We start from the raw sequence: 24,203 nt of genomic DNA, 5'->3' as shown, positions 1-24,203 counted from the left end.
ATCAATCCCTGCTCTCTATTTTTTTAATACTTCAAGATTTTTTGTCATCAGGTCTACATAAGTAACTCCACTTTGAAACTGTTTTTCCGTTATATTATGACAACTGTTAAACTCATATGCCTTTGCTCCTGTGTCTTCGCATATTGTATTTGCCACTGCCTTACTGCTTAATTCCAAATAGTAAACCTTATTAATTTTATCTTCGTTTATTTTGTCTATAAGAAACGCTATTGTTCTTGCACTTGGCTCTGTGTCTTCGGCACATCCCGGAAATGCTGCATAATAACTTAATCCATATTCTTTTGCAAAATATAATAATGGAAATTTGTCTGCAAATATAATTTCTTTTTTGTCCATCTTATTTACAATTTTCCTTATCTGTGTATCAATGTTTTGTATTTTTCCTATATATTCATCCGCATTTGCTTTATATATTTCTGCATTTTCAGGGTCAATCTTTATCATTTCATCACATATATACCCAACCATCTTCATTGCATTTACAGGTGATGTCCAAATATGCTCATCATATTCCTTGTCATCATGTGAATGTTCACTTTCTTCGTCATGTGAATGTTCACTTTCTTCGTCATATGAATGCTCACTTTCTTCACTATGACTATGCATTTCTTCACTATGGTCATGGGAATGCTCATATCTCAAATCCATTCCTTCTACCGTTTCTTCTTCCATAACATCAACATAGTCCATCATTCGCATAACCTGTTCATCATTTGACAATGCCCCTAAAACAGAGTCAACCCATGTTTCTAAAGTGCCTCCGTTATATATAAACAAATCTGCATTTTCAATTTTTATTATGTCTTTCGGTGTCGGCTCAAACGAGTGGCTGTCCTGTCCCGGTGCAACCGTCATTGTAATCGAAATTCCATCTACTCCTTTTGTAACTGCTCTTACAAAATCATAATATGGAAATAATGTAGTTACTATCTTTATTCTTGCATCATCCTGTGGTTCTGTATTCTGTGTAGCTTTACATCCGTTAAACGATACTGCCACAATTATAGATAAGATAATTGTTAATATTTTTTTCATTTTCATTAATCTGCTTACCTGCTTTCCGGCTTTTTTATTAGATTCAATAATTCTTTCTGCCTTCCGGTTTTTTATATAACTCTATTTATCTGACTTTTGACATTTTTCACATTTTCCATAAAATACAGTCTTTTTAGGATTTATTCTGAAATTATGGTCATCACCAATATGTCTGTATATTTCTTCTAAATGATGGCATTCCATTCTTGTAACCTCCCCGCATTCTTCGCATTTTATGTAAAATCCATCTTCAATCTTTTCTTGAGGATTCAAATATTTATAGCATGCTCCTGCCTGTCCTTCTACTTTTAATCTTGTTACAATTCCTGCCTCTTCCATTTTATCTAAATGTCTGTATATTGTAGTCTGTCCAACTGAGTAATTATGTTCTTTTAAGTAATTCCATATATCGTTAACTGTTACATAACCATTAGCATTTGTCTTTATACAATCCATAATGGCACTTTGCTGTTTAGTTTTATAATTTTTATTTCCACTCATTTTATATTCCTGCCTTTCAGAAAATATATATATTTGGTACATTATATTATCATCCAATTTGAAAATCTTTTTCATTTTACTCTTATTTTTTGTTTTAGTCAACGAATTTGAAAATCTTTTTCATTTTGTTCTCATTTTTTTCGTGTTATATTTTGAAGTATAATTTGCTATCTTGTAATTTAATTTGATGCCAGGGGCAAAAGTTCTTTCACTCACTCATAATCAAACTTATGTGAGCTTAAACTTTTTGACCATGACATCTTTAATATGTTATAATCTTTATTAAGTTTTGGCGAAGTGTTATTTATTTAATAATTCTTCACCGACCTGTTACTAAATGATATGAGGTGATTTTATGCGATACGTAAATCTCGAGGCTAATATGCCCTTAAACACTTTGGTAAACCGACTAAAAAAAGCAGAACATTATAATGACGAAGAGCCTTTCGGATATTGGTCTATTGAGACATTTGAAGGTAAAGAACCAGGTGTTCATGTTTCTTATGATGAAGAAAAGAAAAAATTATGCACTTATTACATAAGTGGCAATGAACAAAAGGATTTTATTACATCAATCAACAATGTTTTCACTGGTAAGATTATCGAAAAGGATGGTTTATGTTTTATAAAAGGTTTTACTTTTATGTCAGCAATTTTTAATATTGTTGTTATTTTGTCCATTGTATCTTTATTGCTAATGTTTTGGTTTATGAATAAGAATCCTAACATAATGATAATTGGAGTAATTTTCTTCATATACTTTTTGTTCGTGAAGGAACACTATAAAGAAAATGGGCGAAAAATTATTTATTTCTTTGGCGAATGTACTCAGAAAAAACAAAAGAAGATTAATCCTAATAAGAAAAAAGGCAAATATGCCAGAAGAAGATAATTGTATAACAAAAAAGGATTGGACCTATATAAATTATAGAATCAATCCTTTTTTAGTTCATTATTCTTTTATAATTCGTATTACTTTCTATATATCTGAACCCCCTTATTTTAAAGGGGTTTTCTTTCTATTTCTTTGCATTTTACCCTTGTTTTTTGTATCTGTTTCATATAGTGGTACATTTTTAGTACGCTTACAATTGCGATATTTCAGCAAGCAACCTTTCACGTTCTAACCGCTTTAATGCGATACGTTCCGTTGAGCTCGTCCATGTTCTGTTGAATGTTCCAACGCCGTTACCTTTAAAGGCTTCACCCCTAACATTGTCAAGGTATGGTCGCAACTGTCTAATTGTCCGGGCGTCCTCTCTCATCTTCCTAAATGCTTCAATTTTTCGTTGTGTCACTTGCTGGTAACTTATTTCTAAATCTTCCGCTATATCCTTATACTGTTCTTGGTTCTTAAAGTGTCTTATTATTACCTCTGCATGGTTTTGTGGTAAACGTTCCACACACTCCCAAATGTCACGCTTTAACTCTTCACGTTCCACATTGTCGAGGGCTTCCCCTTCAACATCCGCGTTATAGTCCTGTAGCTGTTCTATAAGTGAGATACTTTTATCTTCTCCAATACTTACGTCGGTACTTGAATAGTCACGGCGCTCTGCGTATTTCTCTAATTCTTTGACCCTTTTAATATCAACGCCCATTCTTTCGGCTATGGTTTCATATGTCGGTATTTGCCCCAAATTTTCAATGTCTCGCACCGTTCTCTCGTACTTGTCGGTTAATTCGTTAAGCATGGCACACATTCCACCATTAGATGCGTATATATAGCGTGATAAGTAATTACGCAAGTACCATGTAAAATAATTTAAAAAGCTGCCTTTATCAGGATCATACATTTTTACTGTCTTCATTAAAGCAAAATAGCTTTCTTGTAGTAGGTCTTCTTTGTCAGCAGCAGGGAAAAAACGATTAATATATTTTTTTACATAATTGACGACCTGAAAGTATAACAGTTCTTGCCTTGCCTTGTCTTCCGGGTGCTCCTTCAGGTACACGGCTAATTCTTCGTTACTCATAGGCTTGTACCTCTTTTATTGCTTTACTCCATAATTTATATAGGTATCTGTCAGTTATGCCCAACTGTTCAGCTATGGCACGCTTAGTATATCCCTTGATATAGTACAGGTAAAACATTATTCTATATCGCTCATTAGATATGTTTTTTATAAATTCCCTTGCCTGCTCCTGCTCTGCTTCCAGTTCATCACGTTCAGCATATGCTTGCTTTAAATATTCCGTTGTGTCTGCGATTTTGCCCCAATCTTCCAGCTTATCAATCCAGCTGTTGACTACCTCCAGCCTTATGCCTACAAGCCTATATCCTGCCAATTTCCCGCCTACCGTTTCGGTACTCTTTTTATTAATAGTATTCATAAAAAACACCTCCAGACTAAAAAGAAAACCCCTAGTTATTAACTTCTAGGGGTATAGGATTTGTAATAATTTGTAACATTTAAAAATTTAGTAGTAAAAATTGCTGTTCTATTTATATCATTTTTACAGCATAGAAAGAGGCTTTTTACACCTGCCTTTCTATTTTTTAATTTTTTTGTTTTATTGTGCTAGCCCTCGCCAGCTGGTGCAAGGGCTAAATATAATAAGAAAAACTCGTTTTTCTCTTAACCTTGTTTATTCTGCTGCTTCTGCTGCTTCTGCTACTTCTGCTGCTTTGTTTTCCTGATAATAAATAGCTTTCGCCTTGTTATCAAGAACAAACGCATCGTAACAGATACGACCCTCTACAAGTTCGCCACTAATTCCGGGCGGATCCTGATGGGTTCTATACTCTTCTAACTTCTTAGGTGCTACCGTAGCACTCTTATGACTAATCATAAACCCGAAATTCTTCGGAAGTCTTGACGACGGCACCTTAACAACTGTCATGCCGTCAAGGTTTGATATAACACCTTTTAATCGCATATCTTCACCTATTTCAGTCTCCATTGTGATTTCTTTAGACTTTTTCATAAGTCTATACACCGCTGGCGTTACTGTAAGCACTCTTTCAGTTTCCGGTACTTCGGCATCGTCTAAAAGCTCCGTACCCTTTGTGATTTCATCGTAAATGTTATCAACTGTAAGGGTTACGGCTGCGGGCTTTGTTCCTGCACCCTTTGTCATAACATCATAAATATATGTGTCAATTTCAGGCACAACAACCTGTCTTGTCTGTCTAGCTAATGCACTAGCACCGCTCAACTGTCCCGCTGTTTCGTCGTTGTCCAGCTTATCAACTACAAAAGTGAATGAACGGTCTTTTTTTAATGTACATTCCTCTGTTGTGGCGTCTAAGTCTGCGGCTGTTCCGAATCTGCTATAACTATTTTGTGCGCCGTTACGGTCGTAATCATTCATAGCAGAAGTGGAAACTTTATAAATTTTTACACTATGCGCACCGTTAAAGCTGAAATCCTGATTTGTAAGTAAATCAATTTTGCTTTCTCTTGCAAAGATTTCATCGACATATGGTGCATATTGTGTAGCTAATTCAATATTAGGCACTGTTTAACTCCTTTCTAGATTAACCCCATAGCTTTTTTTATTGGATCGGCTTTTTCGCCCTGCTGGTCGCCCGGCGCTCCGATTGCAATAAAACCACTTTTTTGAGGTTCTTCTTTATTTTCCTTACTCTTTGTAAGTTCCATAATTATTTTTATTCTGTTGTCAAGGTCTTTTTCGTCTGTTGCACCGTTAAGCAATTCTAAACAATCGTTTTTAATGCCTGCATCAAGAAGTTTTTCGCGTGCTAATATGCGCATTTCTCTAGCCTGCAATTCCTTTTCTTTGTCTTTGCTTTGGTTTTCTTCGCTATTGGAGTTATCCTTGCCCTTAGAACGTGCTAAACGTTCTTGAACAATGCGGTTAACTTCCTCCTGAGTGAATGTTTTTTCTGTTCCTGTTGCTTCTGTCTGACCTTGTTTGGCATTAGCTCCAGTGTTAATGTTATTATTTTCCATTATTTGACCTCTTTTCCCGCTTGTTAGCGTTTGGATAATTGAATATGAATACGTACAAAAAAAAGCGCAAGAAAGTAATTTAATACTTTCCCACGCTTTACGCTTACACCATACGGTGCGGTACTCAACGATTATGACATTTGTACGATAATTATATTATAACAAATTCTGGATATAATCTCAATAAAAAATCATGGCCGGGAACAAAAAAAGACGATACAACGTATATATTGCACCGTCTCTTTTTCAGCTAAACAGCATGCATGTTTTCAAGTTCTATGTAAGCCTTTTTATATCTGCCCCGCTGGTTGTTGCTCTTTTTAACACTCTTCAAATTCGGTTCAAGCCGTCTTTTTAGCTTGTATAACTCGCTTTCGTGTTCGTATGATACTTTTATCCTTACCATGCTTTTACTCCTTTCTTCTAATTCTCACGCGCGCGTAAACCTTAACATTTCTTAACATTTTTCATACTCTCCCCCGGTCTAGGTTGTTGTTAATATCACTCTGGAGCTGCTTACTCGTCTAAATCTTCCATTTTTTTATATCCGAGGTATTCCGTGACTTTTTCCAGCTGGTCACAAATTCCAAACAATATGTAATCAACTACATTTTCACTTGGTATAATAGTATTATCAGTTATATATGACCTTAACGCCCGCAAGTTAGCTTGTGATATATTCAGCTCATCAATTATGTATCGTTCTATATAACTCTCTATTTCGCGCTTTCCACGTTCAAGCCCTTTGTTATATGCGTCCTTAACCGTAAAACACGCATTTACCCCCATTTTTTGTTCTGTGTCTGCCAATAACTCCGTTAGTTCTTTTTCTCTGTATTCTGTATCTTTAATATTTATCATTGTTGTTACTCCTCTCTTATCTCAAATCTAATCAAACAACATAGCTTTCAGTATTGCTTTTACTACTGGCGGCATTTCTCTAACATTGAGAAAATTATAAAAAAGCTCGTCCCGGTCTTTTTCTGCCAAAACTTTTACTAGTGTTATAAATACATCTGAATCATCTTTATCTTTTATTGACAATTTGAGTTGTTTTGTCTGATCATTTAAAAATACAATCGTTTGTTTATCTTCAAGCAAATATATATTATATTTTTTGCTTATTACCTCTAAGTTTGTTATTTCCATTTCTTCGCCTTTCTGGTATAATCACCTCAAAGATATTTTATCAATAACAGCTATGTTTTTATAACGCCTGCTGTTTCCTTGCTGCGGAATTTGATTAAATATCTTTTTTTTATATTTTTTTCTTTTCTTTTATTCTTTATATTCTTTAATATTCTTTATATTCTTCTATTGTTGCCCAAAACCTTGCCCAAAGTCTTGCCCAAAACCTTGCCCAAAGTTAAATATTAAAACGTTGAAACGTCGATAAACAAAGGGTTTTAGTCTTGTTGTTACCTTGCCCAAAACCTTGCCCCTAGTCTTGCCCAAAACCTTGCCCAAAACCTTGCCCTTTTGCCCTAGCCTTGTCGCTAACAATCTTTACATACCGTTGAAACACCGATAAATAAAGGCTTTGAACCTTGCCAAAACCTTGCCACCCACAAAGTTATTAAAAGTCACATTTTTTAGTTTTTTGGACTAAAAACAATAGATTTTCTATAATTGCAACTAAATTTCTGCACGCATTTTTCCGATTTCTGCATACATTTTTTTAATTTCTGTATACATTTATCGCGTTTCTGTTACATTAATGTTTGTTTCTGTTACAGAAACCCCTTTTATGGGTTCATTTATAATGGCTGACCGTTTTCTCCCACGCCGTTATTTTGGTATAAATCATAGTTAACAATAACTATTAATCTGCCAAATTTTAGTTTTTCAACCTTGATTTCTTCTGTTGATTCTAAATGCTTCAATGCTGTTCTAACCTCTTTGACGGTTAGCCCAGTCTCTATTGCTAAGTTCTGCAAGCTGGTTATAAACTCGCCACGCTCGACCGTTTCGCCCTTAAACTTTGCTTTTTTCCAGTTTGCTCTTAATAAACAATGTATAAACAGCGTTTTTGTGTTCTTATCTGTGTACCATTCCCAACCAAGTATTGTTCTGCTTAATTTAATAAAATTATTGTTCTTGTATTCCATATTATTTCACCTCTCCTATTCCGACACGTTCCATTAAATATACTCGTGGCGCTTTTCCTCTTATGGTTATAAATCCCTTTTTTGCCAGCTCTTGGTTGCATTGAGCTATGATTTTATACGCCATGCCCTCAGACACTCCCAACAGCTGCATTGTTTCCTTTGCATTAATTAAATAACTTTCCATTGCTCTGCTCCTTTCTAATCTTCTAACAACTCTGTTACGTCTACGCCTAAAGCCCTAGCAATCTTGCCTGCACTTACTGGGCGTGTTTCTTTTTGATTTGTTAAGACATTCCAACGTTGACGGCTTACGCCTGCACGCTTTGCCAGCTCTTGCATACTGTAACCACTATTTGCGATTGCAATATCAATTTTTAATTTACTTAGTTTCATTTTGTCGCTCCTTTCTTAATTTAAACTTAATTTTTTATTGACGTTTTTTAAGTTTAAGTTAATGATACCGTTGTTTAATATGTATGTCAACACTTTTTTTAATTTAAACTTAATTTTTTGTTGACGTTTTTTAAGTTTAAGTATATATTTATAATTGTAATTACAATAAAAAGGATGTGTATATAATGTCAGAAAAAGAAATAAGAGATATTATTTATAAAAATATAAATTATTATATGGATAAAACTAACACCACACGTGCAGAGCTTGCAGAATATATAGGAGTAAGCCAAGCTACTATATCGAATTGGTGCAATGGGACAATGACCCCTAGAATGTCAAAAATAGATAAATTATGTGAGTTCTTCAATATCCAACGTTCCGATTTAATGGAAGATAGGAAAGAACGTTCAAAAAATGATTTACTTATTAAGTATTTTTCGGCTTTATTTGCTGGCGAAAACTTCACACCTAAAGAAACCGAAGAAATAAAAGACTATATAGAGTTTATTAAAAGCAAGCGTGAAAAATAGTTCAGCTGCTCCCGGGAACGAATACCGGGAACGAACATTGAAAATATAATATACTTACCAGAGGGGCAAAAGGGGCGTTATGGCTGACCGCTAGAAAGGGGGTCGGCTATGGTTACATATCAAGACTTATTTACCTATACAATAGTTATTTGTACCGTTATTACGCTAGTTTATAATTTGACAAAAAAATAAACGCCCTTTGCTTTGGTCCGTAAAGGCGTTTATTTTAATAATACTTTTATAACAAGGCGGTTAGGTTTAATCTAACTTTTTGCCCTTTTGTTAAGTATATTATATCAAATTTTAAAAAATATGCAAATAAAAAAGCCCCAGTACTCGCAATACTGGAACTTTTTAAACTTTTTACTTACATACATATACTGGTTAGGTTATCTACTAAGAAAAAGCTATCATATGCTATCATATACGCAAATATTATAGCAGATAACCTTTACTTTGTATACCCAAAATACAGAAAGAGAGGTTATTTTTTTATGTCAGTAAACAAAATGAACAACGGCAAATGGTATTGCAGCTTTTACTATACAGACTGGCAGGGCATCAGGAAGCGAAAGAAGAAAGAGGGATTTAATACCCAGCGAGAGGCTAAAGCGTGGGAAAGTGATTTTATAAACAGAATGACGGCAAATTGTTCAATGACGTTTAAAAACCTTGTACAGCTCTATTTAGAGGATAGTGCAACAAGGCTAAAACCTACTACACTAGTAGTAAAAACCTCTGTTATAAATGATAAAATTGCCCCATATTTCAACGATATACCAATATCAGAGATAACCCCGGTTGTAATTAGAAAGTGGCAGAACGAAATAATAAACAGCGGACTAGCTCCCAGCACTCAACACAATGTAAACGGTATTTTGTCCGCAATCCTCAATTTTGCAGTTAAGTATTACAATTTACCATTTAACCCGGTTGCAAGGGTTGGAAGTATTGGAAAAGTTAAAGGGGAAGGTATAGACTTCTGGACGTTGGAAGAATATAAACATTTTATAAGCTGCGAAGATAGACCGGAGTATAAAATCATATATGAACTATTGTTTTATACCGGCTTAAGGTTCGGGGAAATGTTCGCCCTTACCATGAACGATATAGACACCGAAAACGGCGTTTTGACGGTAAATAAGAATAAAGTTTGTGTAAATGGCGAATATATTACCCAGACACCTAAAACACGCAAAAGTACGCGTAAAATAACCATACCGCGCTTTTTGGTTAATGATTTAATAGACTATACACAACATTTATACGGCTATGAACCCGAACAAAATATGTTTTTCTTTGGCCCGAAACAATTAAGTAATGAGTTAACAAGAGTATCTGAACTTTCAGGTATTAAAAGAATAAGAATACACGATTTGAGGCACTCCCATGCTTCCTTGCTTATACACATGAACTTTTCGCCTACCCTCATAGCTGACAGATTGGGACATGAAAACGTAACTACAACATTAAACACATACGGGCATTTATACCCCAGCAGACAAAGCGAAGTTGCGGAAAAATTAGAGTTATTACAACAATAATAGTACGATTGTGGTACGCATAGACAACAAAAAGCACTGTTAAGCCTAATAAATAAAGGTTTTTCAGTGCTTTTTTATTTTTAGTTCATTATTCTTTTATATTTATGCTATGGAATTTCAAAATTTTCAGGAAAAGACCACCAAAACAGATTACCGTTGCCAAATAATAACTTCTTGTTTTATTCATCCCAATCTCTTTCTATCTGTTCAAGTACTTCATTAATTTCAGAAATAACTGAACATTTAGTCTCAATTTTCTTATGTTCAATTAATGTTGTACGTATCACTTCTTTATTACTATCATTTACAATTTCACTTAAGTTTTCAACTACTGTCTGTCTGTTTTGATATCTTTTTGAATTTAACATTGATAATAAATTCGCTAAATATTCTTCTATACCTAAACTATATAAAACACTAAATATATATATTCTCGCAAACTCAACTTTTTCATTTAACAATCTACGTTTCAAAAATTCAATTAAATCATGCTGCTGATTTATCTCAATCGCTACATCTCCCAATGATGCTATTGCATATCCTCGTACCAAACCACTTGTATCTTTTTCTCCTATATTCTTTAGTAATTTATAGGTTTTTAAGGATTTACCATTACATAATGAATCACATGCTTCCATTCTCACAAATAGATCATTATCATGAGCTAATCGTTGCAATATTTTTTCTCCTTCTTTCAAATTCGAATTAACTAATACTCTAGCAGCGAGACCTCTATTATTACAACTTCCCTCGACTGAAATCTCTTTCAATCTACAAAAATCTTTCTCATCAATGCCTTTCTCATCTGACTTTTCCTTTAAATCAATTAAGAATATTTCCTCAATTATATCATTAATTCTATAAATTACTGACCCCGCTGTTTCAACTTTCTTATGCTCTAATAAGGCTGTAATAATCTCATTTTTATTGCTATCATCAAAAATTTCATGTAAACTTTCAACTACCGAATGTCTATTCTCATATTTTTTTGAATTAAACATAGATAATAAATTTTTCAAATATTTCTCTCGTCCCAATTTATATAAAGCAGTATATGTATTTATTCTTGTAAACTGAACTTTTTCCTTTATTATCCTTTCTTCCAAAAATTCAATCAACTCATTTTCCCTATTAATTCTATTTGCAATATTTTCTAATGACAATATTGCATATCCCCGCACCAAACCACTTGTATCTTTCTTTGCAATTTCTTTTAACAGATTATATGTATCAACAGATTCACTTATGCACAATGAATCACATGCATCTGTCCTTACCAGCCAATCATGGTCTTTAGTTAATCGTAACAATATCTGTTCGCCTTTTTCATCACTAGACTCTACTAGAGTTTCTGCAACAACAGCTCTAATATAGGCATCTTCATCATAAGATAATTCACTTAATATACTATAATCTTTTTCATCAAAATCTTCCACGTATGATTTTTCTTGTAGATATGTCAACAGCTCACATTTTTCTTTAAAATTCATCATTGTTCCTTCCTCAACCATTAGAATTTCATTACATTCTCCTGTAAAAAAATCCCCAAACAACATCATATTGAAATGTCAGATTCTATCTGATACATCAATCTGGTTCTGTTCAGAGATTAAGTCATTTATTAATGTTTTTCACAATACAATTTATCATTTATTTTAAATTTATTGTATCATCAACTATATTAATTCACAATAAAAAAAGTAAAATGTAGCATAGTAGCTATAATATAAAAAAGGTTAAAATGATGTTATACATCATTCTAACCTTTTTAATTACTAACAATCAAGTTACATTTCTCAATGCTATTTTACATGTGAATAAATCTGTTCTTTTAACTGTGCAATAATGTTTTCAACCTCTGTTACTGCATCAGCTGTAGGTGTCTTCTGCTGAATGCTCTTATCTCTTGTTGAGATTTCTACAACACCTTCTCCCATATTTCTTGGACTTACTACAACACGTACAGGAACTCCGAGTAAATCGGCATCTGCGAACATAGCTCCCGGTCTTGCTTTTCTGTCATCATATATTACTTCAATGCCTTTATTCTGAAGTGTTTCATATAAATTATCTGCATAAGCCTTACATTCTTCATCATCACTTCTTAAGCAACAAATGTGTACCTGCCATGGAGCAATTGTAATTGGCCAGATTGGTCCGAAGTCATCATGTCTTACTTCGCAAATTGAAGCTGCCATACGACCTACACCAATACCATAGCATCCCATGATAGGATACTGTGTTTCTCCATTTTCATCAGTATATGTAAAGTTCATAGCCTTTGAATACTTTGTTCCTAACTGGAATATATTACCAACTTCAATTCCTCTTGAAATTGTAATTGTTTTCTTTCCACACTGTGGGCAGATTCCACCTTCGGCAATTTTTGCCAAATCATAATATTCAACATCTCCACAGTCTCTTTCAACATTAAATCCTGTATAATGAGTGTCAACTTTATTAGCACCTGTTACAAGATAATCAATTCCTTTTAATGAACTGTCAAAGAACACAGTTACTTTATCAGAAATACCAACAGGTCCGATAAATCCTGCTGTTAATACACTGTCATCAACAATATCAGCCGGATGAATGTCACAACCTACTACCTTTGTAAGTTTAGCTTCATTTATATCTAAATCTCCTCTTATAAACGCAACAACAAATGTGTCATCTTCATTTCTCTGATATACAACAGCCTTTGCAGTATTTTCTGCAGGTATTTTTAAGAAATCACAAAGTTCTTCTATTGTTCCTGCATGAGGTGTTGGAACTTCCTTCAATTCTTCTTTTGGAAGTTTGTTTTCATTTTCTACAATTGATTCTGCTGCTTCTACATTTGCACTGTATCCACATTCAGGACAAATTGCTATTGAATCTTCCCCTGCCGGTGTAAGAAGCATATATTCATGAGAAATATTTCCACCCATCATACCTGAATCAGATTTTACAACTGCTACTTCAGGAATTCCGCATCTTGCAAAAATTCTGCAGTATGCATCATAGCACTTGTGATAGTACTGTTCCAAATCCTCCTGTGATGTATGAAATGAATATGCATCTTTCATTGTAAATTCACGTACACGGATAAGTCCTGCTCTAGGTCTTGCCTCATCACGGAATTTTGTCTGTATCTGATAAATCATAAATGGATATTTTGCATAACTGTTAGCGTATTCTCTTACTAACTGAACTGATGCTTCTTCGTGTGTCATTCCAAGAACCATCTTACTTCCTGTTCTGTCTGTAAATCTTAAGAGTTCTGAACCTACACTTTCATATCTTCCTGATTCTTCCCAAAGACTACCCGGTAATGCAACAGGGAATAAAACTTCCTGTCCATCAATCTTATCCATTTCGTCTCTGATAATTGCTTCTATTTTCTGTGAAATTCTCTTCATCGGCGGAAACTGTGAATAAATTCCATTTGCTACATTTTTAATATAGCCTCCTCTAACCATAAGTGCATGACTGTCAATCTGACAATTTGCAGGTCTTTCTTTAAATCTGTCGCCAACTAATTTTGATAATTTCATCGTTCTCTCCTTCACTAATGTAAATTCTGGCACAATGTGCTATGTCTTTAACTGCTTTATTTTAATATATATTTATAAAAAAATCAATGGGAGAGAACAGTTAGTACACTTTATTCTATGGGTGATGAGAATTAGTACACTTTATTATTTATTTCTAAGTATGCTAAAGGCTTCATATACATTTACTTTACCATATCCCCATTCTTTAGATGGATAAACTATGTTTCTATCCCTTATTGCCCCTCTTATTAAAAAGTTTTTTATATAATTTGTTTTCATTTGAGTTTCATTTTTTTCCACTATTCCCCACTGCATAAGTTGTGCACAGTTTCCTGCAACTAAAGCTGCTGCAACCGATGTTCCTGACTTTCGCACATAATTATTGTTTATTCCGGGTCCATAGACATTTACACCAGGCGCAGTAATATCCGGCTTAATTTCATTTGTTCTGGTAAAACCTCTGCTTGAATCTGTAAATAACGCATTTGTCATATTATCATATGCCGCTACCGTTATTGTAGCCTGAGTTGTCGAAGGAACTGTCAAAGTTATATCAGGATTTGGTTTTAAGAAATATGTTTCTTTGTCTATAAATTGCTTTATGGGAAGCCAGATATTGTAATCACCTTCTAATATATTATTTCCATATACCCTGATTATCCACACTCCGGGCGTAGGGTCTATAAATCTCATAAATATTAGTTCAACACCACCGCCTGCTTCAACAAGACTATAACTGATATCTATTTTACTTTTTTCAAGCAAAAATTCTACCGTATCACTTTGCCCTACTCTTGCCGGAATCCTTGATATCATTTCTCCCGAAGGCGAAATAAAAGCAACCGATATTATATCCGGTGAATTTCCCCAAAGTTCCATTGTAAATCCATTTGTTCCTTCGCCCACCCTAAGTTCTACATCTTCATATTCTTTATTTAACACGCTGCCTTTATAATGAAGTCTTGCATTTCCTTCATTTCCTGCGCAAGTAACTACGCAACATCCAATCATTTCACCCAAATCATTTAATTGTTGGGATAAAGCTGAACCTCCGGACCTTTGACCACTTCCTGTACCTAAACCTAAAACCAAAACAAGTGGTTTGCTTTCTCTTCTTGACAGATTTCTCAAATATGTCACTGCCTGCATAATATCATTTTCCTGATATACATCCTGAACATTTTCCTCTATGAGATAGAAATCCCTAAGATATTTCTTTGCCTTTTTTAATTTTACAACCGCAATCTGACTTTCATTTGCTGCACCAATAAAATTATTTTCCACATCCTCACTTCCACATGCCACTCCTGCCATAAATGTTCCGTGCCCCTGTGTATCTTTAGTTGGAACAATCGAATACGGATTTTCACTTTGCAATGCCCTGTCAATATCTTCCCTTGTATACTCACTCCCAAATTCTATTCCTTGCGGGTGAGTTCCACTCTGATCACTTTGATCCCATATAGATAAAATTCTCGTCCTACCCGTAACATTTTTAAATATGTCATTTGTATAATCAATTCCGGTATCTATAAAACCAACTATTACACCATTTCCTGTTAAAGATGTGCCTCTTACTCTTTGCAGTCGCAATGCTCCCGTTGCTTCGACTGCAGACGTATCCATAAGTCCAAAAAGTTTGGGAATTGCAATATATGTATCCTCACCCACACTTATCGGATTTATTTCAGATAATGGATAATATATGGCGGAAAATTTATACCCTATATCCTGTATGCACAAATCTTTATATTCCTGCCGTGCTTCATTTTCCCTAAATCCAATCTCTATTATAAAATCAGCATAATCTTCCGATATAATTCTTTCCGCACATTCACTCATCATATTTTCTGATGCCATTGCCTAATGGCTTTGGTCATCTTCCTCTCCAATATTATTTTATAAAGTATATGATTATTTTCTCTTTAAAATTCAATCTATTGTATATTTCACAAAAGCTATTTTTTATTTTTGCTCAATAAAAAAATATCAGATAGTGACCACACTCACCGTTCGGTTATAAACTTTGATTTCCCATGCCTGGCAAGAAACAATTTCTTCTTTCACACTTGGCGGAAAGAAAAAAAGAATTCACATCAGCATATACCAACACGAATTCTTTTTATTGTGATTAATTTTATTTATTATTTTAATTCATTTTTTTCTATTGAATCTAATTTTTTATTTAATATTCCTACCATCTGTGTTAACTTTCTTACTCGAACAGCTAATCTTGAAACTGTTGTTGTAAGTACAAATATTAAAATTAATGCAAATACAAATCCACATAAGAAAATCATATTTACAGGAGAATATACTCCCATTAAATCTGATATTTTTGCTATTGCATCAGGAATCCAGACTAAAATTATAAGTCCTATTAACACAATAAACCATGGCAATGATAATTTTAAATCAAGTTTTCTCTTTCTGACCATATTATATATAATGCAAAACAACAATAAAAATACTACTGTCATTACAATCTGTAAACGAATTGTCATATTCTACCTCCACTTCTCAACCAAAATTGCTATGGATACTTTTATCATATAGTATACCGAATGTCTAACTGATGAAAGTGATGAAACGCCTTCTGCTCTCTCTCTCATAATTACCGGAACTTCTTCAATCTTTCTCTTATGTCTTATAAGACGAACCGTACTTTCCGGTTCCGGATAATCTATAGGATATTCTTTGGCAAACATTTCAATTGTTCTTCTGTTACACATTCTCATACCTGAAGTAGGGTCTGTTATTGTCTTTCCTGTAAGCAAATGAATTAAAAATGTGAAATATTTTATTCCTACTCTTCTGATAAACGATGACTGAAATCCTTCTTTTTCAATAAATCTTGAACCGATTACCATATCACATTCATTTTTCACAAGATAATCTGCCATCTCATTTAGGTATGCTGCATCATGTTGTCCATCTCCATCAAACTGTACTGCTATATCATATCCATTCTGAAACGCATATAAATATCCGGTCTGTACAGCTCCACCAATTCCCAAATTCAATGGAAGATTAATTACCTTTAATCCATTCTCTACACATACATCATAAGTATTATCTGTTGAGCAATCATTTACAACAATATAATCAAAACCCTGTGCATTGTCTTTAATATCTTTTACAGTATTTACAATACTGTCCTTTTCATTATATGCAGGAATAATTACCAATTTCTTCATGCATCTTTCTCCTTTAATTTAAATACTACCACTTAATCTCTGAAATACAAATCTCTTGTATAAACCTTATCTAAAACATCCTCAAGATCATTATTAAATCTATTTGCAACTATAACGTCACATTTTTCTTTAAATTCATTAACGTCTTTTATTACCTCACTGTTAAAGAATGTTTCTTCTTTTAGCGTAGGTTCATATATAACGACTTTAAGTCCTTTTGCCTTTATTCGTTTCATAACACCTTGAATAGATGACTGTCTGAAATTATCAGAATTTGCCTTCATTGTCAACCTGTAAATTCCTACAACGCCATTCTGGTTCTGTGGAAATCCTGCTTTTTTAAGTATTTGTTCTGCAATAAAATCTTTCCTTGTGTTATTTGCTTCTACTATTGCTCCAATAATGTTATTAGGGACATTCTCATAATTTGCCAAAAGCTGTTTTGTATCTTTTGGCAGACAATATCCACCATATCCAAATGACGGATTGTTATAATAATTTCCGATTCTTGGGTCAAGTCCGATTCCCTCTATAATTTGTTTTGTGTCAAGTCCCCTAACCTCAGCATAAGTATCAAGTTCATTAAAGAATGATACTCTAAGTGCTAAATATGTGTTAGCAAATAATTTAACAGCCTCTGCTTCTGTAGGTTTTGTAAACAAAACGTCTATATTTTCCTTTAATGCTCCTTCCACAAGAAGTTTTGCAAATGTGTGTGCAGCTTGTTTTATTTTTTCATTATCATCAGGTGCACCAACTATTATTCTTGAAGGATACAAATTGTCATATAATGCTCTTCCTTCACGCAAAAATTCCGGTGAAAAAATTATATTTTCCGTATCATATTTTTTTCTGACACTCTCTGTATATCCTACAGGCACTGTTGATTTAATTACAATTATAGCATCTTTATTTACTTTAAGAACGAGTTCAATTACCTGTTCAACTGATGAAGTATCAAAATAATTTTTATCCGGGTCATAATTTGTAGGTGTTGACACAATGACAAATTCAGCATCTTTATAAGCGTTTTCACCATCTAGTGTAGCTTTTAAATTTAATTTCTTTTCTGTAAGGAATTCCTGAATTTCTTTATCTACAATAGGCGATTTCTTATTATTAATCATATTAACTTTTTCTTCAATCACATCTACAGCCACTACGTCATTATGTTGTGCTAACAAAACTGCATTTGATAATCCTACATATCCTGTTCCGGCTATTGCTATTTTACTCAAAATCCTACTCCTTTTTATTTTCCAAATCATAACTGATTTCTTTTGCTCTCGCATCAAATGTATGATTTCTTAATACAATCTTTTTACCTTTCCCTACAATTTCTTTTCTCTCATCTTCATGAGTCAAATAATAATCAATCTTATTTTTCAAATCTTCCCTGTCTCTATAAGTCACCAGACAACCTTCAAAGTATTTATGAAGTTGTGGCATATCATCACTAATTATAAATGCCCCTGCTGCCAATGCATCAAATATACGATTAGATATTATACCATTATCCTTCATGTCATCCCAATGGTCATTTAATAATATTTTTGCATCGTGATAAGCCTGTCCAACCTGCTCATTAGGCATATACTTCGCTTCTACATAATCTTTAACAGGAAATTCATCCCATCCATCTCCATAAACTGTAAGTTTATGTTCTGTAGGAAGTAAATCTTTAAGTATTGTTCTAAATACATTTCTTGAATTTCCAACAAATAAAAGCTGGTATTTCTTTTCTGCCTCTTCATTAACATTAGTCATAACTTCCGGATCAGTACACTGCATAAGTGTTTTTACCGGAACTTTTATTTTTTCCTTTAACTGTTTTTCAATTACATCAGAAGCTACATAAACCATATCAAAACAATTATACTCTTCTACTTTTACTCTGTCAGGGTGTGAAATATTCCACATAATTGAATACTTCTGTTCTATCTTAGGATAGCATGCATATTTTCCTCTAAGAACAATTGAATACGCATTACGACTTCTCTCATACCATTCATCTCTTGTCTTAACAGTGCAATGATAACCGAGTTTCTCTAAAGATTTAGCAAGTGCTAATGCATAATGATAATCTCCCCAATTATAAATCGCTTCTGTATTTGGCATTGATCCACATATGTCTATTCCCTTTGGATCAACATAATCATTAATTTCATATACTAAATCCTTAAATTTATCAACATCTAATTTATCAAATTTTTCTATAGGAACTATTATAACACTATCTCTTGTATCTGTATAATCAGAGCTCTCTGTATTATTTGTTCCATCTACAATGACATCAGTATAGATTCCTACTGCATGAGGTAATTTCTCTGCTTCTAAATATTCTACATCATAACCTTTATCACTTAATGATTCGCCTAAATCTCTACACTTTTCATCATTTTCAGGTTCTATTATTGTAATCTTTAATGGATTTTTTGTAAAAATATTATTTTCTTCTATTTTATCCTTAATAACCTGTCTTAGCAAATAGCTCTGCCATACGCATTTAAATACCTTTACATTCTTTCTTATACGCTTTAAGTCCTTTGTTTCATCATCATACAACTTATTTTCCGTATCACAGAAAAAAGCATTAGATGTAGGAATATAATAATTCTTATACCCTTTGTAAAATCCATGAAGGCATAAATCTGTACTTTCGTAGCCTAAATTATATTTTCTGTCAAAAGGTCCGATTTCATTGAACACTTCTCTGCTCACTAACATCATCGCCCCTGACACTGCTGCTCTCTCTTTTATTTCTTTATCCGCTTCACATATTTCTTTTTTATTATCCACATCAAATGGTTGCATAAAATATGCATCTTCAAAAATTGAGCCTTTAATTTCTATTCCTGTACTTTGAATACAGAAACTATTGCCACTATTTTTATTATCTTTTGGCATTGCAGGATATATTAATCTTCCCGACACAATACCTGCCTGCGGTAAATTCTGATAAGCATATAGCAATTCATCTAGCCATCTGTCTGAAACAATTACATTATTATCAAGAAATACAAAGTATTCACCCTTTGCTTTCTTTACGCCGGCATTATTCATCATAGAAGTTGTTATTTTCTTTTTATTATTAACAACTGTTAGGGCCATTTTCTTTTTCCATTTTTCAACACATTCTGTCAAATGTCCATCTGATAATGCATCAACGATAATAATTTCATAATTGTCATAAAATTTGCATTTTTGCAAAGATTCTATTAGTTCTTCAAGTTTTTCAGTTTCTCTATTGACAATTATTATGGAAACTAATGGTTTCCCTTTTATTCCCCTGTTAGGAAGTTTTTCTATGTCTGATTTAATTACTTTAAATACTTCTTCTTTTCTTTCATTTTCTTTGTCATTTAAATCATCATCATTTAAATCTAACGCCCATTCTAAGCTATCCTGACCATTTATTATGTTTTTAAAAACAGAATATATATTTTTCACAATAACATCTCCTACCGTTTTTCTCTCATGTCCCTATGTTTTGCTTATATTAACATATGGGTTGCAGATTGTTCTAAATTTACACTCTCACAATCCTACCCATCATATAATAAACTATCAAACATTTATTTTTATTTCATAATTATTAAAATAAACTTAATAAAATAAATCATTTTAATATTATGCCTATAAATTTATCATTTAGGTAATTCGTTCGTTAATAAAACGACTTTATCATTAGTCAGACTAAAATCTAATCATTTTGTTCAAGTAATTCCTATCCTCTGAATCCAATTATAGGAGCACCTTTCTTTTCTATGCATTCCTTTGTCACAGTAACTGTTCCAATATTATCATCTTTTGGAATTTCGTACATAATGTCTAGCATGAAGTCCTCAATAATAGACCGCAAAGCTCTTGCTCCTGTATTTTTATTTATCGCTCTTGCAGCTATTTCTTTTAATGCATCTTCTGTAAATCTTAAATCTACTTCATCTATAGCCAGCAACTTTTTGTACTGTTTAATTATAGCATTTTTTGGCTCTGTAAGTATTTTTACAAGCATTTCTTCTGTCAAACCTTCCAATGTAAATATTATTGGAAGACGTCCAATGAATTCCGGTATCATACCAAATTTTCTCAAATCTTCATTTATTACTTTAGATAATATTTTAGCATCTTTATCATATTTGTCTTTCAAATCAGACATAAAACCTATTGTTGCCTGCTTGTTAAGACGTTCCTTAATAATATCTTCCAATCCCGGAAATGCACCGCCACATATAAATAATATATTCTTTGTGTTTACTGTTGCTAAAGGCACCATTGCATTTTTACTTGTTGCTCCAACCGGCACCTCAACTTCACTGCCTTCTAGCAATTTTAACAATCCCTGCTGAACAGATTCTCCGCTTACATCTCTATTTGTTGAATTCTGTTTCTTTGCTAATTTGTCAATTTCATCAATAAATACAATTCCTGTCTCAGCTCTTTCTACATCATTATCTGCTGCTGCCAACAATTTAGAAAGTACACTTTCTATATCATCACCAATATATCCTGCCTCAGTTAATGATGTTGCATCTGCGATTGCCAAAGGCACATCTAATATTTTTGCCAATGTCTTTACAAGAAATGTTTTACCACAACCTGTAGGTCCTATCATAAGCATGTTTGACTTTTCAATTTCAACATCATCCTGTATCGTGTTAGCAACTCTCTTATAGTGATTATAAACACCTACTGACATTACTTTTTTAGCATAGTCCTGACCTACCACATATTCGTCTAACTGCTCTTTAATTTTATGTGGAGCAGGCAAATTTGCCAAATCTATAGTCTTAACTTCTTTTTCTTCTGTTTTTTTCTTTTTCTTTAATTTCTGATTTTTTGGAATTTCTCTATTAAAATCATCACTTGTAACCATTCTTACATTAGGCATTTTTAATAATTTTTCCAAATCCTCTTCACTTATGTTCACATTCATACCATTTAATCCGCCAAATCCCGGGAATCCTGCTAATCCATCATTCATTGTATCAAAACTTCTCTGCAAACAATCTGTACATACATAGATGTTTCCCGGCATTGATACCATCTTTCCTGCACGGCTCTCAGGTCTTCTGCAGACATAACAAATTTTTTCATATTCATCTTCATTATCATCTTTGTCTGTTGAAGTTGTGTCTTCTTTTTTTATATAGTCTTTTTTTGTTTCATTAGTATTGTCTAATGATTCATCTGTCGTTTCTTTATCATTAATGATTTCTTTGTTTTCTTTTATATTCATATCTTCTTTTGTTTCAAATTCTTTATCCATGCTGTTTTCCTTTCAGTTATCACCATAGTACTTTATATAATTTCAGGGGCACCCCAACTTTGATTCTACCCAACATTCGCATATCGTGGGATAGTCTTCCCGCTTTTTGCTCATATTGGCGCGGGTCCTAAGGTCTTTCACCCACTTATGAGCAAGTTCATGTGGGGTTAGCCCTTTTGACTCAGGCATTATATATCTGATTCTTTTAAATCTTGTAACATATTATCACAAAACCATATGCTATGGCAATTTCTTTGAATAAACGACACCAAAAAGCCCATAGAATTGTTTTAAAACAAATCTATAGGCTTCTTATTCACTCTTTATAGTCTATATATTATTTTGTTGTCTGTTCATTTGCTCCTGCTTCGCTTGAAGAACTTAATGTTAAGCTTACATCTTTTTCTTTATAATCTCTTCCGTCTCTGTATGCGACTTTTACAGTAACTGTTTCTCCAGCTTTATAGTATTCCAATATACTCTGTAAATCATCCATTGAATTTACTGTCTGACCGTCAAATCCTATGATTACATCTGTTGCTACGATTCCGGCTTTTGCTGCTGCCGCACCGTCTGTTACTGCGTATACATAAACACCTTCCGGCATTGAATACTGTTCTACTGCATCAGATGTTACAATATATCCCTGGATTCCAAGATATCCTTTTTCATCTGATGAAACCTTTGTTCTTGTTTCTCTCTGTTCCAAATTATTAATAATATCTGTTACTGATGAAATTGGAATTGCAAATCCCATTCCTTCTACGCTTGCTGATGAAGATGTAGAACTTGATGAATATTTAGCTACGTTAATTCCGATTACTTCACCTTTTGCATTAATTAAAGCTCCACCACTGTTACCACCATTAATTGCCGCATCTGTCTGAAGTAATTTCATTGTATTGTTATTATCAAATGTTACTTCTCTATCTTTTGCACTAATAATTCCTGATGTAACTGACTGACCATAGCCTAATGCATTACCAATTGCAATTACACCTTCACCTACTGTTACTTCATCTGAATTCCCAAGTGTTGCTTTCTTAATTGTTTTTAAAGTTGATTCCTTAATATCTGATAATTTAATTGCTACTACAGCAACATCTGCCTTTGTATCTGTACCTTTTACACTACCTTCAACTGATTCACCATCTACAAACTGAATTGATAATGAATCTGCACCCTCTACTACGTGGTTATTTGTAACTACAAGCAATTCTGTGTCTGTCTGTTCTACGATAATTCCTGAACCTGCTGACTGTTCTTCATATGACTGTCCATTGTTATTTCCATCATTATTTCCAAAACCATAACCATAGAAATAACTAAAATTATCATAATAATTTGATTGAACTAATGTAGTATTTGTAATAGCTACAACTGAATTCATAACGTCTGAAACAACATCAGATACATCTGTTATTACAACTTTTCCATCTGAGCCTGAATTTGTATCTTCAATAACATCTGTTGAGCCGACACTAGGAATATCTTTATTATCTGCTGTTGTTGTCTTTTTGCTGCTGTTATCTGATGATAAAATGTTATTTGTATTATTACCTTTTCCAGCAATAGAACCTGTTATTAACGAAACTCCTACAGCTAAAACAACAACCACACCTGCTATACATGAAATTAAAATTGCAGTCTTATTCTTTTTTGGCTTTTTGTTGTTATCATTATAGTTATTATAACCATTATTGTAATTGTTATATCCTGAATTTGAATTATCATATCCGTTGTTCGAATTATTACTCTGATTATAATATGAATTATTTCCACTATTGTAATATGAACCCTGACCATTGTTGTTTGTGTTGCCACTATTATAATATGAGCCACTTTGTTCACTATTTCCGTTTACGTTACCATTTGTTTCATTGTTACTATTTTGATTATCGTTTACAGTTTCCTCTGTCTGGTTGCTGTTAACATTATTTTCTTCATCGTACATATTGCTTTCCCCTTTCTGTACACATTCTTTGTAACGTCTATCTTTATTACAAGTAACAGTTTAGTTTTAATTTGTGATGTTTTTGTGTTCCCTTTGTTAAAAAGTTTTGAAATCACAGCAATTTTTGATACCAAAGTCTAAAAGTCTAAGCCACATGGGCTTGCTCATAAAAATAGCCGAAAAGTAAATAGTTAC

Annotated in this window: 24 protein-coding genes; 3 read left to right on the top strand and 21 right to left on the bottom strand. The window is 33.3% G+C overall.

Going from position 1 to position 24,203, the window contains the following annotated elements:
- Nucleotides 1–15: 15 nt before the first annotated feature.
- Nucleotides 16–1,056, bottom strand: a complete 1,041-nt coding sequence (locus tag CCC31_RS01760; RefSeq protein ID WP_290849159.1) for a metal ABC transporter substrate-binding protein — start codon at nucleotides 1,054–1,056, stop codon at nucleotides 16–18.
- 81 nt (nucleotides 1,057–1,137) lie between these two features.
- Nucleotides 1,138–1,557 carry a transcriptional repressor gene (locus CCC31_RS01755; protein WP_022089696.1) on the bottom strand — a complete coding sequence of 140 codons (420 nt, stop codon included), beginning with the start codon at nucleotides 1,555–1,557 and terminating at the stop codon, nucleotides 1,138–1,140.
- A gap of 355 nt (nucleotides 1,558–1,912) precedes the next feature.
- Here CCC31_RS01755 and CCC31_RS01750 point away from each other — a divergent pair, with 355 nt between their 5' ends.
- The gene (locus CCC31_RS01750; RefSeq protein WP_117908662.1) at nucleotides 1,913–2,449 is read left to right on the top strand and encodes a hypothetical protein; all 537 of its coding nucleotides are present in this window, start codon (nucleotides 1,913–1,915) and stop codon (nucleotides 2,447–2,449) included.
- Nucleotides 2,450–2,642: 193 nt separating this feature from the next.
- Here CCC31_RS01750 and CCC31_RS01745 read toward each other — a convergent pair whose 3' ends face one another.
- The 10 genes from CCC31_RS01745 to CCC31_RS01700 all read right to left on the bottom strand — a co-directional run bounded on the left by CCC31_RS01745 (nucleotide 2,643) and on the right by CCC31_RS01700 (nucleotide 7,975).
- Nucleotides 2,643–3,533, bottom strand: coding sequence for a sigma-70 family RNA polymerase sigma factor (locus tag CCC31_RS01745; RefSeq protein ID WP_290849157.1), 891 nt, complete (start codon nucleotides 3,531–3,533; stop codon nucleotides 2,643–2,645).
- The gene (locus CCC31_RS01740; RefSeq protein ID WP_290849155.1) at nucleotides 3,526–3,891 is read right to left on the bottom strand and encodes a hypothetical protein; all 366 of its coding nucleotides are present in this window, start codon (nucleotides 3,889–3,891) and stop codon (nucleotides 3,526–3,528) included. Before CCC31_RS01740 ends, CCC31_RS01745 begins: the two co-directional genes overlap by 8 nt.
- Before the next feature lie 255 nt (nucleotides 3,892–4,146).
- Nucleotides 4,147–5,019: a hypothetical protein gene (locus CCC31_RS01735; RefSeq protein ID WP_290849153.1), complete on the bottom strand. Its 873-nt coding sequence runs from the start codon at nucleotides 5,017–5,019 to the stop codon at nucleotides 4,147–4,149.
- A 14-nt stretch (nucleotides 5,020–5,033) separates the two neighbouring features.
- Complete coding sequence (locus tag CCC31_RS01730; protein ID WP_290849151.1) at nucleotides 5,034–5,474, bottom strand: hypothetical protein; 441 nt, start codon at nucleotides 5,472–5,474, stop codon at nucleotides 5,034–5,036.
- A 250-nt stretch (nucleotides 5,475–5,724) separates the two neighbouring features.
- The gene (locus CCC31_RS01725) at nucleotides 5,725–5,880 is read right to left on the bottom strand and encodes a hypothetical protein (RefSeq protein ID WP_290849149.1); all 156 of its coding nucleotides are present in this window, start codon (nucleotides 5,878–5,880) and stop codon (nucleotides 5,725–5,727) included.
- A gap of 110 nt (nucleotides 5,881–5,990) precedes the next feature.
- Complete coding sequence (locus tag CCC31_RS01720) at nucleotides 5,991–6,335, bottom strand: hypothetical protein (RefSeq protein WP_290849147.1); 345 nt, start codon at nucleotides 6,333–6,335, stop codon at nucleotides 5,991–5,993.
- 27 nt (nucleotides 6,336–6,362) lie between these two features.
- Complete coding sequence (locus tag CCC31_RS01715) at nucleotides 6,363–6,623, bottom strand: hypothetical protein (protein ID WP_290849145.1); 261 nt, start codon at nucleotides 6,621–6,623, stop codon at nucleotides 6,363–6,365.
- A gap of 608 nt (nucleotides 6,624–7,231) precedes the next feature.
- Nucleotides 7,232–7,582, bottom strand: coding sequence for a hypothetical protein (locus CCC31_RS01710; RefSeq protein ID WP_290849143.1), 351 nt, complete (start codon nucleotides 7,580–7,582; stop codon nucleotides 7,232–7,234).
- Between the two features lies 1 nt (nucleotide 7,583).
- Nucleotides 7,584–7,766, bottom strand: a complete 183-nt coding sequence (locus CCC31_RS01705; protein ID WP_290849141.1) for a hypothetical protein — start codon at nucleotides 7,764–7,766, stop codon at nucleotides 7,584–7,586.
- Nucleotides 7,767–7,780: 14 nt separating this feature from the next.
- Nucleotides 7,781–7,975, bottom strand: a complete 195-nt coding sequence (locus tag CCC31_RS01700; RefSeq protein ID WP_290849139.1) for a helix-turn-helix transcriptional regulator — start codon at nucleotides 7,973–7,975, stop codon at nucleotides 7,781–7,783.
- Between the two features lie 185 nt (nucleotides 7,976–8,160).
- Here CCC31_RS01700 and CCC31_RS01695 point away from each other — a divergent pair, with 185 nt between their 5' ends.
- Both CCC31_RS01695 and CCC31_RS01690 read left to right on the top strand, forming a co-directional pair.
- Nucleotides 8,161–8,508 carry a helix-turn-helix transcriptional regulator gene (locus tag CCC31_RS01695; RefSeq protein WP_290849137.1) on the top strand — a complete coding sequence of 116 codons (348 nt, stop codon included), beginning with the start codon at nucleotides 8,161–8,163 and terminating at the stop codon, nucleotides 8,506–8,508.
- A 494-nt stretch (nucleotides 8,509–9,002) separates the two neighbouring features.
- Nucleotides 9,003–10,052: a site-specific integrase gene (locus tag CCC31_RS01690; RefSeq protein ID WP_178515284.1), complete on the top strand. Its 1,050-nt coding sequence runs from the start codon at nucleotides 9,003–9,005 to the stop codon at nucleotides 10,050–10,052.
- A gap of 179 nt (nucleotides 10,053–10,231) precedes the next feature.
- Here CCC31_RS01690 and CCC31_RS01685 read toward each other — a convergent pair whose 3' ends face one another.
- The 9 genes from CCC31_RS01685 to CCC31_RS01645 form a co-directional block, all read right to left on the bottom strand.
- Complete coding sequence (locus CCC31_RS01685; protein ID WP_290849135.1) at nucleotides 10,232–11,545, bottom strand: HEAT repeat domain-containing protein; 1,314 nt, start codon at nucleotides 11,543–11,545, stop codon at nucleotides 10,232–10,234.
- 309 nt (nucleotides 11,546–11,854) lie between these two features.
- The gene (locus CCC31_RS01680) at nucleotides 11,855–13,588 is read right to left on the bottom strand and encodes a proline--tRNA ligase (protein WP_118565381.1); all 1,734 of its coding nucleotides are present in this window, start codon (nucleotides 13,586–13,588) and stop codon (nucleotides 11,855–11,857) included.
- A gap of 144 nt (nucleotides 13,589–13,732) precedes the next feature.
- Nucleotides 13,733–15,448 (bottom strand): S8 family peptidase, encoded by a 1,716-nt coding sequence (locus CCC31_RS01675; RefSeq protein ID WP_022089692.1) that lies wholly within the window; start codon nucleotides 15,446–15,448, stop codon nucleotides 13,733–13,735.
- A gap of 284 nt (nucleotides 15,449–15,732) precedes the next feature.
- A complete protein-coding gene (locus CCC31_RS01670) occupies nucleotides 15,733–16,092 on the bottom strand; it encodes a DUF2304 domain-containing protein (RefSeq protein ID WP_022089691.1) in 360 nt (119 codons plus the stop codon).
- 3 nt (nucleotides 16,093–16,095) lie between these two features.
- Nucleotides 16,096–16,785 (bottom strand): glycosyltransferase family 2 protein, encoded by a 690-nt coding sequence (locus CCC31_RS01665; protein WP_022089690.1) that lies wholly within the window; start codon nucleotides 16,783–16,785, stop codon nucleotides 16,096–16,098.
- 32 nt (nucleotides 16,786–16,817) lie between these two features.
- Nucleotides 16,818–18,053 carry a nucleotide sugar dehydrogenase gene (locus CCC31_RS01660; RefSeq protein ID WP_117908658.1) on the bottom strand — a complete coding sequence of 412 codons (1,236 nt, stop codon included), beginning with the start codon at nucleotides 18,051–18,053 and terminating at the stop codon, nucleotides 16,818–16,820.
- Entirely contained in the window at nucleotides 18,028–20,235 is a 2,208-nt protein-coding gene (locus tag CCC31_RS01655) for a glycosyltransferase (RefSeq protein WP_290849131.1), read from the bottom strand. The genes CCC31_RS01660 and CCC31_RS01655 overlap by 26 nt, the downstream gene beginning before the upstream one ends.
- 277 nt (nucleotides 20,236–20,512) lie before the next feature.
- The gene (clpX, locus tag CCC31_RS01650) at nucleotides 20,513–22,054 is read right to left on the bottom strand and encodes an ATP-dependent Clp protease ATP-binding subunit ClpX (RefSeq protein WP_290849129.1); all 1,542 of its coding nucleotides are present in this window, start codon (nucleotides 22,052–22,054) and stop codon (nucleotides 20,513–20,515) included.
- A gap of 337 nt (nucleotides 22,055–22,391) precedes the next feature.
- Nucleotides 22,392–24,008, bottom strand: coding sequence for a trypsin-like peptidase domain-containing protein (locus tag CCC31_RS01645; RefSeq protein WP_290849127.1), 1,617 nt, complete (start codon nucleotides 24,006–24,008; stop codon nucleotides 22,392–22,394).
- Between the last annotated feature and the right edge of the window lie 195 nt (nucleotides 24,009–24,203).

It is taken from the genome of Eubacterium sp. LMAG:50 (assembly GCF_008680265.1).
In the GTDB taxonomy this organism is placed as follows: domain Bacteria; phylum Bacillota; class Clostridia; order Lachnospirales; family Lachnospiraceae; genus Eubacterium_U; species Eubacterium_U album.
This window is presented reverse-complemented; position numbering and strand designations above follow the sequence as displayed.